This window comes from Novosphingobium sp. UBA1939 (assembly GCF_002336885.1).
Taxonomy (GTDB): Bacteria; Pseudomonadota; Alphaproteobacteria; order Sphingomonadales; family Sphingomonadaceae; genus Novosphingobium.
In genome coordinates this window covers 22,423-37,377 of sequence record NZ_DDFB01000155.1, presented here as the reverse complement: position 1 = coordinate 37,377, position 14,955 = coordinate 22,423, and the positions used below count along the sequence as shown (strand labels likewise).

Here is a 14,955-nt window from a genome sequence, read left to right as displayed (position 1 = left end):
CGTCGACCGCAAGAAGGACATGGTGGTCTCAGGCGGCGTCAACGTATACCCGCGTGAGATCGAGAACGTCGTGGCGCGGGTCGAGGGCGTGGCCGAAGTCGCCGTTGTAGGCCGCCCCGATCGTGAATGGGGCGAGGCTTTGCACGCCTTCATCGTCCCCTTCACCGGGGCCGAAGTGGATGCCGACCTCGTCATCAAGGCCTGCCGCACCGAACTCTCCGGCTACAAGGTGCCGCGCGGCATCAGCTTCATCGGCGAGCTGCCACGCAATGCCAGCGGCAAGATCATGAAGCGTGAACTGCGCGACATGCTGATCGCCGAAGCGCCCGGTTCCTGACCGCCACGCCAGCGCCTCCCTCCCGGAGAACCGTCTTGATCAAGGCCCCCGCATCCCTCGATGGCAAAACCATCCTCATCACTGGTGGCGGATCGGGCATCGGCCGGGAAACCGGACTGATCGCCGCAAGCCGCGGCGCGCGCGTGATCCTGGCCGACATCGATGCTGGCAAGGCCAGCGCCGTCGCCGCCGAGATCGGCAGCGAAAGTGCCGCCTTCGGCTTGGGCGTCGACGTGACCAACTCCGCCGATGTCGCCCGCGTGATGGCGGAAGTCGAGGCCAAGTCCGGCTCGATCGACGGCCTCGTCTGCGCGGCCGGTCTTACCGGCGACGCGACGCTGCTGGCCGAATGCACCGACGAAACGTGGAACAGCGTTGTCGGCGTCAACCTGACCGGCATGTTCTTCACGATCCGCGCCGCGATCCCGCTGCTGCTCAAGGCTGGCGGCGGGTCGATCGTGAATCTGTCGTCGGTCGCGGGCCTCGTCGCCGTTCCCAACCAGGTCCAGTATATCGCCAGCAAGTTCGGCGTGATCGGACTCACCAAGTCGGCGGCGATCGACTATGCGCCGCAAGGCATTCGCGCCAACGCGGTATGCCCCGGTGGCACGCGCACGCCGATGCTGGCGGGCTGGGTNNACCCAGCCCGCCAGCATCGGCGTGCTGGGTCGAGGCAGACCCCGACCGGGAGCGCTTTCTGGCCGCCGGCCATCCGATCGGCCGCATCGCCGAGCCTGCGGAAATTGCCGAAGCAATCCTGTGGCTGATTTCCGACGCATCTTCGTTCGTCACCGGCGCGGTCTTGCCCGTCGATGGCGGCCTCACCATCCCCTGAGGAACAAAACAGTGGTCAAAGCAATCGATATCGTCTGCAATCTTTTTACCCCGGTGGAGTTCGAAGAGGGCAGCCTGGGCTTCGACGAACGGTTCATGGAACAGATCAACATGCCGGCAGACATGCGCGGCGGGGTCACCATCGAGCGCTATATCGAGAAGATGGATGCCGCTGGCGTAGAACGCTCGCTGCTGCTCGCCTGCCGCGCGGGCGATCCGCGCATGAAGTGGTCGGCGCACATCCCCTATGAACGCGTCGCGGAGATCTGCGCCAAGTATCCCGACCGTTTCTCGGGCGTTGCGGGCATCGAGCCGAACATGGGCATGCAGGGCGTGCGCGACCTGGAACATGCGGTCAAGGAGTATGGCTTCGTCGGCGCCCACTGGTACCCGCACTGGTCGCGCATCGCTCCCGACGCGGCACAGGTCTATCCCTATTACGCCAAATGCTGCGAGCTTGACGTGCCGGTGATGATGCAGGTCGGGCAGAACCTCGTCTACCAGTCCGACATCCGCCTGCCGTCGGTCGCCCGGCCGATCACGCTCGACCAGGTCGCCATCGACTTTCCGGAACTGAAGCTGATCGGCATCCATATCGGCGTGCCGTGGACCGGCGAGATGATCGCCATGGCGTGGAAGCACCCGAACATCTATATCGGCGTGGACGCCTATGCACCGAAGTACTGGCCGGAGGAACTCTGGCATTACCTCAATACTTACGGCAAGCATAAGGTCCTGTTCGGCACCGACTGGCCGGTTATCGATCCCGAACGCGGCATTCGCGAGATCAACGAGCATGGCGTGCGGCCCGAGGCCTATCCGCTACTGATGCGCGAAAACGCACTGAAGCTGTTCAAGCTGCCGGGCTGACCGGAACCGGCGACCTCCCCTTCCGAAAGGAAGGGGAGAAAGCGGCCAACCTCCGCCGCGAGATAGTCACGCAGGAACTTGACACCGGCGGTCCGCTTCAAACGGACAGCTATGGCCCGGCACCTATCGCCCAAAATCCCGTCATCCTGGCGAAGGCCGGGATCTCATGCCGGATTGCCTGAGGCCAGAGATGCCAGCCTACGCTGGCATAACGGGGGGACAGGCTTGAAGATGTCTCGACGGTTGTCGCCTAATAGCGATCGACGTGCAAATCGTTTAGCATCGCAGGATGCGCGCACCTGTCTGGCTCACTATCGCGGTCGCTGTCACGGGCTGTAACGCAAGTCCTTACGCAACGGTCGCCGATGAAACGCTCCACAGGATTGCGAGGCAGCGGGCTCTGCCGGAGCGATACGCTCTTTATGTAGAGGTTCTGCATTCGCGGACACCGAGCCGACCTGTCCTTGCGGACGATGTCGCTGCTCTTGGTCCCTCGGCTTGGGCCTATGTCTACGACCAGGCAATGAACGGTGGCTCGACAGAACTGTCTCAGGCTCTGCCAGTGCTCTTCGCGTTCGATCGCCGCTGTTCGCCCCAGGAGCGTACTCAATTACGCGCGCATGCGGATCGTGTCTCTCCCGCAGATTCAGCGCGTGCGTTCAAAAGCTATATCGATAACCTGTGCGGTGCGGGTCTGCCCGCGAGAGACTGATGGCAGATACCCCCTGCCCTTTGCTCCCGCGGAATTTTTCCTAACCCCTAATAAGGTTCATGGGGATTCTCGGCATGAGCCGGTGCGCCGGCCTGGCGGCGTGGCGGCAGATCGAGCGCCCGCACTGCCAGCACGCACAGCAGGATCAACACGGTCGAGATGCCGAACGGCACGCTGTAGGTGCCCGCGCTGTCGTAAAGCGCGCCGATCGCATAGGGGCCGGAAGCCGCCCCCACGGACTCGATAACGGCGATCGTCCCCATGATCCGACCGATCGCGGGACCGAGGAACAAGTTCGATGTCAGCAGCTGGATCAGCGAGTAATTGCCACCCCAGCCAAGCCCGAACAGCAGCGCGCCGATCCACATCCAGCCGGGCGTGCCCATGGTCAGACACGCGCAACCACACGCCATGATGACAAGACTGGTCACGTGGACAATCCGCGATCCGAACCGGTCGGCGAGAAAGCCCGCACCGATCTGAGAGGTCAGCGCGCTTATGAACAGCAGGAAGACCGCGCCGCTGGCCGCCGCCCCACCCAGTCGCAGGTCGCGCTCGACGAACAGGACCATGTTGGTGACGACGCCGAGCTGGACGCAAAAGCCGATCGCGGCGGTGATCGACAGCAGCCAGAAATTGCGATGGGTCAGCGCCGCCTTGTAAGTCACGCCGGGAACATTGGGATCGTCGCTTTCAAAGCTGGTGCTCCCCTTGAGACGCGGGAAGATCAACAGAATGCCCGGGATGATGAGCAGCGGCGTGACCGCGTCCACCAACAGCGCGTGCCGCCAGCCCAGGTTCATGGCGAGGAGATCGTTGATGCGCGGCGCGATCGCCTGGCCGAAGCTGGACCCGGCTATGATGAAGCCGATCGACAGGCCACGGTGCCTGTTGGTCGAAGCCGCAACCAGAATGACGTTGGCGAAGAGCCCCGCCGTCACCAGACACAAGCCGAACAGGATGTGGATGGCGTAGAGCGCGTAAATGTCATCGGCGCGCGAATACATGGCCATGCCGATCGCCATCAGCAGCATCCCGATAACCATCAGCGGCTTGAGGCCGATCCGATCGAGCAGGTAGCCCGCCAGCGGTCCGGCGACTGCGACAGTGCCGAAGGTAAAGGTATCGCGGAGCTTGAGCGCGCCGACGCTCACGTGAAAGCGGGTCAGCAACTCGCTATCGAAAGCGGTGATCCCGGTTACGATGAAGCCGTTGTTCACAAACAGGACGGCCGCGCTCATCAGGACGATGAAGAGGGAGCGTCTGGTCGCTGGGTCCATGGCAGGCGACGTCGGGGAAGCGGTCTGCTGCTGGTACATTGTCACTCCGGGAGGGGGGCGGTCGCGATGGACTGTTCTGGCCGAAATACATGCTGCCTTGACGCGCCGCGCAAGCCCCTTGCCACCCGATTGGCCGTCGGCACGCGCCCAAACCCGTTTATGTGATTACAAAGTGACTCCCTCCCCCGGCGCATCCGGTATCAACCGGGTGATGCCGCCTTCCACGGAGGCGCACCTCCCTTTTTGTGGTTCGGAGAAACACCTCATGTCCCTCGAAAACAAGGTCGCCATGGTGACCGGCGGCGGTTCCGGCATTGGCCGCGCATCGGCCATGACCATGGCCGCCAAGGGCGCCAAGCTGCTGGTCACCGACCTCAATCTGGAAAGCGCCGAAGTGGTCGCGGCCGAGATCGTCGCAGCCGGCGGGACCGCCGAAGCCGCAGTCTGCGACATTGGCGAGGAAGACAGCATCCGCGACGCGATAGAGACGGCGGAGCGCCGATTCGGCAAGCTGGACGTACTGCACAACAACGCCGCCATGCTCTCTGACGAAGCGCTGATCGGGGACCAGGATATACTGACCGTACCCGTGCACGTATGGGACCGGATCATGGAGGTGACAGTGCGCGGCACGATGCTCGGGTGCCGCCATGCCGTGCTGGCGATGCGCCGCGCGGGCGGGGGCAGCATCATCAACACCTCCTCCATCAACGGCATCCGCGCCGCCAACCGGATGCCCGCCTACAGCGTATCGAAGTGCGCGGTGAACATGCTGACCGAAGTGGTGGCGTCGATGCACGGACGGGAAGGCATTCGCTGCAACGCCGTCGCCCCCTCGATGATGCGCACGGCGACGCTGGAACGCCTCGTGCCCAAGGAGATCATCGACTACAACGCCGATGCGGCTCTGCTGGATCGGCTGGGCCAACCCGAAGATGTCGCCAAAGTCGTCGCCTTCCTCGCCTCGGACGATGCCGCCTACATCACCGGCCACGTCCTCCCTGTCGATGGCGGCACCATGGCGCACCTGCCAACCTATGATGCAGAGCGCCGCTACCTGCTCGCGAACGCAAGGTAATACGCGATGCAGTACCGCAAGGCCTATGCCGATACGCCCTCTGGCCAGATCCACTATGCGGAGGTCGCGGGATCGGGCGATCCGATCGTGTTCATCCACAAGACCGTCAGCACTTATCGCATGTGGCTGCCGGTAATGGAACGCATGGAACCGGGGCGGCGAATGATCGCGTTCGACATGCCCGGCTTCGGCGAGAGCTTCGATCCCTCCAGCCCGGTGCCGCTCGCCCAATATGGTGCCTGGCTGGCCGAGGCGATCGACGCCCTGGGCATTGCGCGCTGCCATATCGTTGGCCACCACACCGGCGCGGGCGTCGCGCTGGCGCTGGCGACCGATCGTCCCGATCTCGCGCTCTCTCTGAGCATGATCGGCCCTCTCCCGCAGAATGCGGAAGAGAAAGCCGAGAGTGCGGCAAAATATGGTACGCCCTTCACGCCGGAAGACACCGGGCAATACCTGTTCGAAAACTGGAACTACGTTCGCACGGCGGGCGCGGCGGACATCGATCTCGCCAATCGCGAGATGAGCGCGATGCTGCGGTCCTGGCAGACACGGGCCTGGACCTATGACGCGGTGTGGCAGTTCGACTTTGCCGAGCGCTATCAGGCCGTGCGGGCACCGCTTCTCATCTTCTGCTCGCCCGACGACTTCCTGTTCCCGCTGTTCGATCGCGCCAAGGCCATGCGCCCCGACGCGAAGGCGGTGTTGCTGTCGGGCGGGGAGAATTACCAGACCGACCGCGTCCCGGGCGAGATTGCCGCGGCGCTGTCGACCTTTCTGGGCACACGGGAACGGTAACGCATATTGAGGAGAATGAGCGTGAGGAGCGTCAGCCGTGCCGATCCGGGCTTCTACAATTTCCTCGCACTCGGTCGCAATGCGCTGGATGCACCCGATTTCCTCGGCGGGCTCTGCGGGGCGCTCATGAGCGCCGATCCGCGATCCGGATCGCAGACCTTCTGCATCGAGCTGTTTCCCGGCTGGAGGAGCCGCACCGACGGCAAGCTCGCCTCGCTCGAACTGTTCGTGCTGCGCGGCGACCTCAGCTTCAACGGGCAGGTGATCGGGGCGTCGGCCTATGTCCATGTCGCGCAAGGTTGCGGCGGCGGCGAGTTCAGCACCACAGGCGGTGCGCTCGTGCTTGCCTTCTGGAACCCCGACATGCCCTGCTTCCCCTACCCCTACACGCGCAACCGGGTTATCGAGCCCTGGCGCGAGCAGTGGATCAACAGCGTGCCGGGCAGCCACGGCGTGATGCACAAGTCGCTCCGCCAGCCCGACTCTGTCCCCCACCCCACCGACGAAGGCTTTGACGGCGGGCCGGGCGGCTATCTGCGCTTTCAATATATCGAACCCAACACAATCGCGCCCAAGGAGCATGTCCATCATGAATGCTTCGAGGAAATCATCCTGCTGCAGGGCGATTGCTTCCTGGTGAACGAAGGGCAGATGGGCATCGGCAGCGTGGTGAACCATCCGCAGGAATGGTATCATGCGCCGTTCATATCGCGCACCGGCGCGCTCCTCCTCGTCCATACCGACGCGCCGATGGGGTATCCGTGGCCGCCGCGTGACTATCCGGGCGTCGATGCCCTCGCCCGCGCCTATTTCGAAGGCGCCGAGTGGGACAAGCCGACCGCCCATATCCCCTGGGACCAGCATCCCGTCGCCAAGTTGCAGGATGCCTCGCCCGACTATCATGAATGGCGCAAAAGCGGCAATTCCGCGCTGTGGGGCGATGCCGACCCGGGCGATCGTGTGCCATTCATGCCCGCAGGGCGCGGCACGGTGTCGAAGTTCCGATCCAGCTGGAAGCGCTGTTGCGACGAGTGACGGCAAGCGCGGGATAACCGCAAGGCGGTACCGAAGGGCGCCCTCAGACGGCCAAACCGCGCTTCAGGAAATCGCGCACGCCCGCCGCCACGCCGTCGGGATCATTGTCGGGCTGGAAGTCGAAGCCCTCGACGATCGATACCAAGGCATCCGGGCGGGCGCGCGTTGCGTTGTGGAATATCCGGTAGAGCACGTCATCCTCGGAGATCATCAACAGGATCGGCACCTTGATTCCGGCCAGCAGCTTTTCGCTATCCTGGTCCCAGACAGCGCTGAATGCCTTGGGAATCGAATCCCAGGCCAGCAGGTGGTCCAGAACCTCACGATGATGCAGGTCGGTCCGGGTGTGCGCGCCAATGATCTTGAGGTATTCCCAAGCCTGGCCGAGATGGCTGCCATCGGCCTCCATCCTGAACGGTGTGGTGAACGTGGAGCGAAAGCTATCGCGCTCGGCCGCGGTCGCGATCACCGGCCCCATCAAGCCGAAGCTGGTGATACGATCCGGAACCTGCGCGGTCATTTCGAGCGCGATGCAGCCACCGGTATGATGACCGATCAGATCGAACTCGCCGACGCCCATGTCATCGAGCGCCTCGACCAGACGTGCGGCGAGATAGGGCAATGTAAACTCGCCCTCAGGCCGGAAGCTGTTGCCGAAGCCCGGTGTATCGAAGGCGATGCTCGGGTGGTCATCGCCCAGGCGCTGCATCACCATTTCGAACATCGCGCTCGAACTGGCAGTCTGGTGCAGGAATACGACGGGCCGGCCCGCACCTTCCACGCGACGATAATGGACCTGTCCGTCGCGGCTATCCGCATAGCCGCGACGAATGGCGATGTTGGTCATATCATGCTTCCCAAGGGTAAAGGCGCCGTGCCCTCACCCCGAGATGCACAGGTCGATCGCCTTGTCGTAGCTTTCCTGCCGCGCGGCCTTTTCCTGCAGGTTCTCGTATTCCTGCTGGACCGGCCGCATCACCAGATCGATGAACTGGGCGCGCAACGCTTCACGCTTTGCCGCCACTTCGGGTGACGGGCGGTAAGCATCGATCCGGTCGGTCAGGAGACCACTCCCGTCGATGATGCGCTCGGCGCTGTCCAGCCGCTCGCGCAGCACGACCACCTCGCCCGCCAGCGCGAGCAGCATGGAGAGCATGCTGTCGAGCGTGCCGTCCTCGAAATAGCTGGGGCGTTCGCCCTTGGCCTTGCGGGGAAGTTCGATCATGCCTTTTCCTTCTCCGCGCCCCAGATGTACCAGGATCCGCCGCCGCCGAAATCGCCAGCCTGAAAGATTTTCGTCCGCTGCTTTTCCGCCTGATCGAAGGCAGAAGGGATCGTCCGTTCGAAACCCTGTTCGGCGCCGAAGCCCGCGAGCTCGGCCATCTCCTCCGGCTGTATAAGATGGCTGCCGCCCCAGAACGGCTCGTTGTTGTTGCGCGTATCCCAGTCGAGCATGCACGCCTCGAAATCGGTCATCGCCCGGTAGGGCGGCGTTTCGAGATGGAGGACCACACCGCCCGGCGCGAGCAGCCGATAGGCCTCCTTCATGATATTGCGGATGGCCTTGTTCGACGTTTCATGCACCAGGATATGGCTCACGATCAGATCGAAATGGCCATCGGGGAAGTTCGTCTTCTCCGCGTTCTGCTGACTGTAGTGGACCTTCTTGCCCATCGCCTCGGCGCGGGCATGGGCGTAACGGATCATCGGCGCGCCGAGATCGACGCCGTAGATCTCCGCTTCGGGGAAGGCATCGACATAGGGAAGCGTCGAATGGCCGACGCCGCAGCCCATGTCGAGGACGCGTTTGGGCTTCAGGCCCGGATAGTGCGCCTTGATATGGTCGCTCATCGAACGCCCCATGTCGTCGTTGAGAGGGCCCATGCGTCCCATGGCATAGAACCAGACCGCGCGGTCATAGACCGCGCCGTTGGACAGGTCATCCTCCCGGAATTCGCCGTGATAATTGCCCGGCATGCAGTGGATATCGACCGCCGAGATATAGCCGGGGATCGGCATGTCGGGATCGAGCGTGACACTGCCGAGCGGCGCGGTGTTCCCCTTCGCCTTTGCCTGCAATTCGTCGATCTGGCGTTCCACCGAGACCTGAACAGAGCGCCACATCATCTCCTGGCTGGAGCGCTGCATCGCACCCCAAAGGCGATAATAGCCATCGTCCGCCATCAGCGCACGAACATCGTGATAACTGCCGGGCGCCCTGCCCGCCTTCTCCGCCTCCGGCAGAACGCGCGCTTCGTACGCAAGCTTGTTGCCGGGTGCGACACGGGTTGCGAGGTGATATTTCAGCGACTTGACGAACATCTGGCGGCTTTCCTCCTCGGAGGTCGGCGTTGCCAGCGCGTCATGTTCAAACTGCCGGTTGGGATCGAGAGTCGCGGTATTCATCGAACCTGCCTTTCGGTGGGAGTTTCATGTTAACCGCGCCGAATCAGGCGCTACGCGTCAGCGGGTGAAATTTGTATTCATTTACATCCACTTGCAATCGCTTATCTCGTGGAATTTTCCTCACGAAATATCGGAAAACAGGGAAATATGCAGCCGCATCATTCAAGACAAAGCGGAGCATTCATCTTACCGCCATCCATAAACGTATACATAAATATAAACGAAACTTATTGCCCGGACGACTTTCCGAATATCGTTCGACCTCTACTGCCAATCTTCGAATTTATATTCGACATCATCCAGAATTTTAGCGGGATTCAGGACGAAGGTGAAATTGCCGTACCAGGCACGCGAGACATTGTTCGTGGGAATACGATCGATCCGCGAGGTTCCGGGATAGCCCATCCGCGCCCATCCGCGCCCCTTCCAGCAGAAGTCCATCTTGAAATCCGCGGTTTGCGCATGGACGATCTGACGCCGCGCAGGAACATCGGGGTCCGGCGAAGCGATGTGGCGCATCATAATCCAGCTATTGAGCGCCGGCAGATCTTCCAGAGATGCCTTCTGGTCTATCACCACCGCAACCTCCATCATGGTGCGGCCGTATTTCTCCAGCTTGCCGTAGACCTCATTGGCATGGATCGCGATATGGTCGTCATCGCACAGCAGCTTCGGCATGCCGAAGATTTCGCGCCCGACGAGCGTGGCAGTGTCGGTCGAAGTCCAGATATAGGGGATATGCATCCCCTTCTTCCCCTGGAACTCGACCTCGTGGCAGATCAGCGCCTCGTGGTAGTGGAGGCTGTGCGGCGGCTGCGCGCCGTCCATGATGATCGCGATGACGCGGTTATGATCGGCGGGCCTGAGTGGCTCGGGCGTCATGAACTCGATCTCCTCTCGCGGGATTTCAAGCTCGACCATGATCGCGTGGTATTTTTCCATGAAATAGGGACCGGGCGCGTAAGGCGGAGACCAGGTAGGGATGACCTGCCCGTGCCGTACTTTCCCAGTCATCGCTATCTCCCGGAACAGAACAGACCAAAAAGAACGGCCCCTGCCAAACCAGGCAGGGGCCGCAGTGGAAGATCAGAAGCGAGCCTTGATTTCCAGACCAAAGGTCCTGAGCTCGGCGCGGTAGTAGGCATTGGCCGTACCGGTGACGATCGGCGCGATCTCGTTCACATATTTCTTGTTGAAGATGTTCTTTGCCCACACCGTGACGTCGAACCGGTCGGTGGCGATACCGAGGCGACCGTTCACGACGTTGTAGGGCTTGCGCGCGAAGTCCGGATCGTTGGCGGTGTTGTACTCGGTCCGCCCCGCGCGGTTGAAGTCAACGCGGCTGACCAGCGTTTTCGTATCGGAGATCGGCGCGTTGATCGATGCGCCGAGAGTGAGCGTGTCCTTCGGCACGTACGGCGGCTTGTTGCCGATGACGGCGGGGTTAGCCGCAAGCGCACGGATCTCGGCGTCAATCAGGCCATAGGATCCGAACAAGGTCAGCCAATCCGTCGCCTTGATGCTCGCATCGACCTCAAGGCCCTTGACCCGCGTCTTGTCGATCGACTCGATCGATTCCACGAAGGCGATGGGATCGAAGAGATACTGCTGCGCATTCCGCACGTCGGTCCAGAACAGCGCCGCGTTCAGGGTCAGGCGGCGGTTCATCAGTTCACTGCGGAAACCGACCTCGTAGGTGGTGGCGACTTCCTTGTTGAACGAATCCTGCGTGATGATCGCCGCTTCGGCGCGGGCACGCGCGGCGGCGGGCGTCAACGTCGGATCCTGGCTGCGATACAGCGTCACGCGGCTCAACACGGCGGTCTCACGGGTGCCGATGGGGTTGAAGCCGCCCGATTTGAAGCTCTTGCCCCAGCTTGCGTATACCGATGCCGTCGGCAGCACCTTGTAGGTCAGCGTGACCTTCGGCTGGAACTGCTTGAAGGTCCGGGAGATGCCGGTAGCGCACTGCGCCGCCGTCTCGCTGAGAATACGCACGCAAGGGTTGTAGCTCGCGCCGCCCAGGAACGGGTTGGGCTGGTCGGGGCCAATGTCGCCCACGGTACGCTTTTCGATGTCGTAACGGCCTGCCAGGGCAAGCGAAAGCTTGGACGTGAAATTGAATTTCACGTTGGCGTAAGGCGCGTAGTTCGTCCCGTCGAAGCGACCTGTGAAATAGTTGGTGGTCGCGTACGGCGTGTTAAGACCGAAAATTTGGACCGGGAAGGGAATGCCCGCGCCGCCACCCACAAGCGTCCGGACGCCCGCGGCGTTATAACCAACATAGCCGACCAGATCAGCCGCTGACATGCCTGCGGGGATGCCACCATTCAGCGTGTTGGCGATGGTGTAGTCACGCCGCGCCCAAGTGTATTCGAAACCAGCCTGCCATTCGAGGAAGCTGTTGGGATCGTTCTTCGACGTGAGGCGGATTTCCTGGGTGACCTGGCGGTTGCGAATGATCAGGTTCTGCGTGCGATCGCCAAAGATCGGGGCCCAGCCGTAGTAGTTCGTCAAACCATCCGCCGCATCCGTGTAAGGATAGTTCTTGCCGCTCGAATATTGGTTCGTGCTGGAATATCCGGTGATGAGAGACAAATCGGCGAAGTCGAAGGCGTAATTGAGTTTGAGGCCGATGCTCAGGACATTGCGCTCATAGCGCCCCGGAACGTCCGAGGTGAAGGGCACGTCGAGATTTTCGTTCGCACTGATATCGGTGACGGGGACGCCGTGGACGATGGTGCCGTTGGGCGACAGACCCGGCGTGGCCTGAATCTTCGGAGTGTAAGCGACGGCGCCACCGGTGGCATGAGAGAGCACCACGCGGCCATCGGCGGTGAACGGACCACCCTCGTCCCAGATCAGGCGAAGACGGCCAACTTCTTCTTTGAAGCGGTGCGGGTGTTCGCCCGTATTCACGTTGGTATAGCTGCCGTCGGTACCGGTGAAGGCGCCCGACAGACGCGCGCGCAGCTTGCCGGGAATGATCGCGCCGCTGACGCTTGCGTTCGCATTGTAGGAATTGAAATTCCCGTACGAGAACATCATGTTCCCGGTGAATTCCTCGGTCGGCTTCTTCGTCGTGAGGATGATCGCGCCCGCCGAAGCATTGCGGCCATAGTAGGCGCCCTGCGGCCCCTTCAGCACTTCGATCTGCTCAAGGTCGAAAAGCGCGGAGTTGAATTCCGCCGGGCTGCCCACCTTCACGTCATCGACGAGAATGGCGACGGCCGGTTCCGCGTTGCGGATCGAGGCCTGGCCTCGCACGTTGATGAGGAAATCGCCGCCATTGACCGATGAGGTGATGTTGACGTTGGGCGTCAGCGCCAGGAAATCCGTCGGCTTGACGATACCGGCGTTCTCGATCGTCTTGGCGTCGAAGACCGAGATCGACACGGGCGTATCGATCAGCTTGGTGCTGCGCTTCAGACCGGTGACGACAATCTCGCCACTATCAGCTGCAGCGGCGTCGGCCGGCGCGACCGTTTCCTGCGCGAAAGCTGGCTGGCAGGCGAGAGAGACGACCATCGCCGCGATGGAAACCGAACTCGCCCTAACCAATGATCTGTCTGTCATAAGCCCCTCGTTTTGCTGAAAATGAAAGCCCGAAACCTCCCGAGCAGCGATGACGTCAGGTTGACTGACTCACTTTTCAATCAAGGCTGCAACTTCAAATTTGTACTCATTTTTTATTGAGTCAATCGCTTTTCCGTTTGAATATCGGATTTGAGAAAAGCTGAAATTTACAGGTCAATGCATTGTTATTTAACAATAATATAACAAATCTGCATTGCAGATGGTCCTACTGACACCTGGCGAGTCATCAATTTTAGTATACCATGAAACCGAAGGTCGACTTATCGCGCCCACTTCCGGTCGAATTCCCATATTGCTGGAAAGCCGATGTCTTCACAGAACTCGCCGAAACTCGAGATGCCAACGCCGGGCGGATCCGCGCGCCCGGTTTCGCGCAATCCGGTGAGGGCCCGTTCCATCGCATAGGCGGACACAAGGCCTGTCAACGCCGGATAAATAGCGCAGGCAAAACCCATCTGTTCGAGTTCGGCGGCGGTCACCATCGGGGTGTAGCCACCATTCGACATATTGGCGACAAGCGGCGCATCAAGCGCGGCGGCGGCACGCTGCATCTCTTCCGCGCTTCTTAACGCCTCGACGAAGATCATGTCAGCGCCCGCGGCCGCATAGGCCTCCGCCCGGCGCAACGCTCCATCAAGCCCCTCTTTTTCGCGCGCATCGGTGCGGGCGATGATCATCGTGTCGGCCGATTGCCGCGCGTCGCAGGCGACCCGTATCTTGTCGACCATGTCCTCGAGAGAAATGACCTGACGGTTGGGGGTATGACCGCATTTCTTCGGAAATATCTGATCCTCGATCTGGATCGCCGCCACCCCTGCATCCTCATAGCCGCGGACCGTGTGATGCACGTTGAGCAGGCCGCCGTAGCCGGTATCGGCATCGGCGATGATCGCCAGGCCGGTGGTCTTCACCAGCGTCGCCATGCGCTCACGCATCTCCGCGTAACCGACAATCCCGGCATCGGGGATGCCGTGGCAGGACGCGGTAAGCCAGAAGCCGCTGCCATAGAGCACGTCATAGCCCATTTTCCGGGCGGTGATGGCTGCGATCATATCGTGCACACCCGGCACGATCAGCAGCTTGTTCTCGGCGAGACGCGCCCGCAGAAGAGCCCCCGCCGACATCACGCCGCAACTCCCCGGATAAAGACCGCGATCCTGTCAGCCACTTCCCCGGCGCGAAGGTCCGGCTCGAAATTGCCACCTCCCCCCAGTTCGTGCGCGACAGCGTCCGGCCGGATTTCCGCCGCTCGCTGAAAGAAGGGATAGAGCACGTCGTCAGCCGCGCACATGATCTGGAGCGGACAGGCGATGGCGCGGTAAGCGGCGGTGAAATCCTGATCCCATACCGCCTGATAAGCAAACGGACGGGACAGATAGGCGCGCAGCATGTCCGCCATCTCGCGGTGAAGCACCAGCGGATCGTCCACTTCCTCGCCGAAGCTCATGTAGGTCCAGTTGTCGAGAAGATACCGGCCCGTCGGCTCGGGCAGGAAGGCCGGGCCATATTGCTTCGCCGATTCTTCACGCTCCGCCTCGGTCAGCGGAAGCGGGCCGATGAGCGTGACGGACGCAACCAGATCAGGCCGTCGGGCGGCAAGTTCCGCACCGATCGCGGCGCCGGTGTGATGGCCGACGACGTGCGCCCGGTCGATGCCGAGCGCCGTCATGGCTTCCGCCATCCAGTCCGCGTACATCGGCATGCTTGTCGCCCCGTCAGGATCGAAGCTGCCGCCAAAGCCCGGCGTATCGAACGCATACATCGGCAGGCCGAGATCGAGCTGGTCCAGCACCTTCAGCCACATTTTGTAAGAACTGGCCGTCTGATGAAAGAAGACGATAGGCACGCCCGCACCGGTGGCCGCGCAGTAGTGCATCTGGCCGGCGGCAACGTCGATGTAGGCTTTTCTAACTTGCAAAATCTTTCCCCTGGAAAGCCCCGATGCGGTACCGCAAACCCCGTGCGCCCCGCCGCTTCAATCCCAATCTTGTACGCAATATTGACGACG

The 14,955-nt window shown here is 61.8% G+C and carries 15 protein-coding genes; 7 read left to right on the top strand and 8 right to left on the bottom strand.

Going from position 1 to position 14,955, the window contains the following annotated elements; translation table 11 throughout:
• The 4 genes from B3547_RS20885 to B3547_RS20875 all read left to right on the top strand — a co-directional run.
• Positions 1-337, top strand: a 337-nt coding sequence (locus B3547_RS20885; RefSeq protein WP_414690599.1) for an AMP-binding enzyme, incomplete at its 5' end; no start/stop codon positions are given.
• A 35-nt stretch (positions 338-372) separates the two neighbouring features.
• Positions 373-1,104 carry an SDR family NAD(P)-dependent oxidoreductase gene (locus tag B3547_RS20880; RefSeq protein ID WP_292966693.1) on the top strand — a complete coding sequence of 244 codons (732 nt, stop codon included), beginning with the start codon at positions 373-375 and terminating at the stop codon, positions 1,102-1,104.
• Positions 1,053-1,172 carry an SDR family oxidoreductase gene (locus B3547_RS22125; protein ID WP_414690600.1) on the top strand — a complete coding sequence of 40 codons (120 nt, stop codon included), beginning with the start codon at positions 1,053-1,055 and terminating at the stop codon, positions 1,170-1,172. The genes B3547_RS20880 and B3547_RS22125 overlap by 52 nt, the downstream gene beginning before the upstream one ends.
• 11 nt (positions 1,173-1,183) lie before the next feature.
• The gene (locus tag B3547_RS20875) at positions 1,184-2,041 is read left to right on the top strand and encodes an amidohydrolase family protein (protein WP_125956384.1); all 858 of its coding nucleotides are present in this window, start codon (positions 1,184-1,186) and stop codon (positions 2,039-2,041) included.
• 759 nt (positions 2,042-2,800) lie between these two features.
• On the opposite strand, the gene B3547_RS20870 is transcribed toward B3547_RS20875, so the two are convergent.
• A complete protein-coding gene (locus tag B3547_RS20870; RefSeq protein WP_292966691.1) occupies positions 2,801-3,994 on the bottom strand; it encodes an MFS transporter in 1,194 nt (397 codons plus the stop codon).
• Positions 3,995-4,130: 136 nt separating this feature from the next.
• Here B3547_RS20870 and B3547_RS20865 point away from each other — a divergent pair, with 136 nt between their 5' ends.
• The 3 genes from B3547_RS20865 to B3547_RS20855 are packed head-to-tail and all read left to right on the top strand — an operon-like array spanning position 4,131 to position 6,944.
• On the top strand, positions 4,131-5,111 hold the full coding sequence (locus tag B3547_RS20865) for an SDR family NAD(P)-dependent oxidoreductase (protein ID WP_292966690.1): 981 nt from the start codon (positions 4,131-4,133) through the stop codon (positions 5,109-5,111).
• A 6-nt stretch (positions 5,112-5,117) separates the two neighbouring features.
• Positions 5,118-5,909, top strand: coding sequence for an alpha/beta fold hydrolase (locus B3547_RS20860; protein WP_125956392.1), 792 nt, complete (start codon positions 5,118-5,120; stop codon positions 5,907-5,909).
• Between the two features lie 15 nt (positions 5,910-5,924).
• Positions 5,925-6,944: a hypothetical protein gene (locus B3547_RS20855; protein ID WP_292966688.1), complete on the top strand. Its 1,020-nt coding sequence runs from the start codon at positions 5,925-5,927 to the stop codon at positions 6,942-6,944.
• 43 nt (positions 6,945-6,987) lie between these two features.
• Here B3547_RS20855 and B3547_RS20850 read toward each other — a convergent pair whose 3' ends face one another.
• From B3547_RS20850 to B3547_RS20820, 7 genes are all read right to left on the bottom strand, one after another.
• The gene (locus tag B3547_RS20850) at positions 6,988-7,791 is read right to left on the bottom strand and encodes an alpha/beta fold hydrolase (RefSeq protein WP_292966686.1); all 804 of its coding nucleotides are present in this window, start codon (positions 7,789-7,791) and stop codon (positions 6,988-6,990) included.
• Positions 7,792-7,824: 33 nt separating this feature from the next.
• The gene (locus tag B3547_RS20845; RefSeq protein WP_292966684.1) at positions 7,825-8,169 is read right to left on the bottom strand and encodes a hypothetical protein; all 345 of its coding nucleotides are present in this window, start codon (positions 8,167-8,169) and stop codon (positions 7,825-7,827) included.
• The gene (locus B3547_RS20840; RefSeq protein WP_125956401.1) at positions 8,166-9,350 is read right to left on the bottom strand and encodes a class I SAM-dependent methyltransferase; all 1,185 of its coding nucleotides are present in this window, start codon (positions 9,348-9,350) and stop codon (positions 8,166-8,168) included. The genes B3547_RS20845 and B3547_RS20840 overlap by 4 nt, the downstream gene beginning before the upstream one ends.
• 264 nt (positions 9,351-9,614) lie before the next feature.
• The gene (locus B3547_RS20835; protein ID WP_292966681.1) at positions 9,615-10,364 is read right to left on the bottom strand and encodes an acetoacetate decarboxylase family protein; all 750 of its coding nucleotides are present in this window, start codon (positions 10,362-10,364) and stop codon (positions 9,615-9,617) included.
• Between the two features lie 72 nt (positions 10,365-10,436).
• On the bottom strand, positions 10,437-12,878 hold the full coding sequence (locus tag B3547_RS20830; protein ID WP_292966678.1) for a TonB-dependent receptor: 2,442 nt from the start codon (positions 12,876-12,878) through the stop codon (positions 10,437-10,439).
• A gap of 329 nt (positions 12,879-13,207) precedes the next feature.
• Positions 13,208-14,071 (bottom strand): isocitrate lyase/PEP mutase family protein, encoded by an 864-nt coding sequence (locus B3547_RS20825; protein WP_292966675.1) that lies wholly within the window; start codon positions 14,069-14,071, stop codon positions 13,208-13,210.
• Entirely contained in the window at positions 14,071-14,865 is a 795-nt protein-coding gene (locus B3547_RS20820; protein WP_292966672.1) for an alpha/beta fold hydrolase, read from the bottom strand. Before B3547_RS20820 ends, B3547_RS20825 begins: the two co-directional genes overlap by 1 nt.
• Positions 14,866-14,955 lie beyond the last annotated feature (90 nt).

Coding starts and splice junctions, on each gene's coding strand:
- B3547_RS20870 (WP_292966691.1), bottom strand. CDS start 3,994: ATGAGCGCGGCCGTCCTGTTTGTGAACAACGGCTTCATCGTAACCGGG.
- B3547_RS20860 (WP_125956392.1), top strand. CDS start 5,118: ATGCAGTACCGCAAGGCCTATGCCGATACGCCCTCTGGCCAGATCCAC.
- B3547_RS20855 (WP_292966688.1), top strand. CDS start 5,925: ATGAGCGTGAGGAGCGTCAGCCGTGCCGATCCGGGCTTCTACAATTTC.
- B3547_RS20850 (WP_292966686.1), bottom strand. CDS start 7,791: ATGACCAACATCGCCATTCGTCGCGGCTATGCGGATAGCCGCGACGGA.
- B3547_RS20845 (WP_292966684.1), bottom strand. CDS start 8,169: ATGATCGAACTTCCCCGCAAGGCCAAGGGCGAACGCCCCAGCTATTTC.
- B3547_RS20840 (WP_125956401.1), bottom strand. CDS start 9,350: ATGAATACCGCGACTCTCGATCCCAACCGGCAGTTTGAACATGACGCG.
- B3547_RS20835 (WP_292966681.1), bottom strand. CDS start 10,364: ATGACTGGGAAAGTACGGCACGGGCAGGTCATCCCTACCTGGTCTCCG.
- B3547_RS20830 (WP_292966678.1), bottom strand. CDS start 12,878: ATGGTCGTCTCTCTCGCCTGCCAGCCAGCTTTCGCGCAGGAAACGGTC.
- B3547_RS20825 (WP_292966675.1), bottom strand. CDS start 14,071: ATGTCGGCGGGGGCTCTTCTGCGGGCGCGTCTCGCCGAGAACAAGCTG.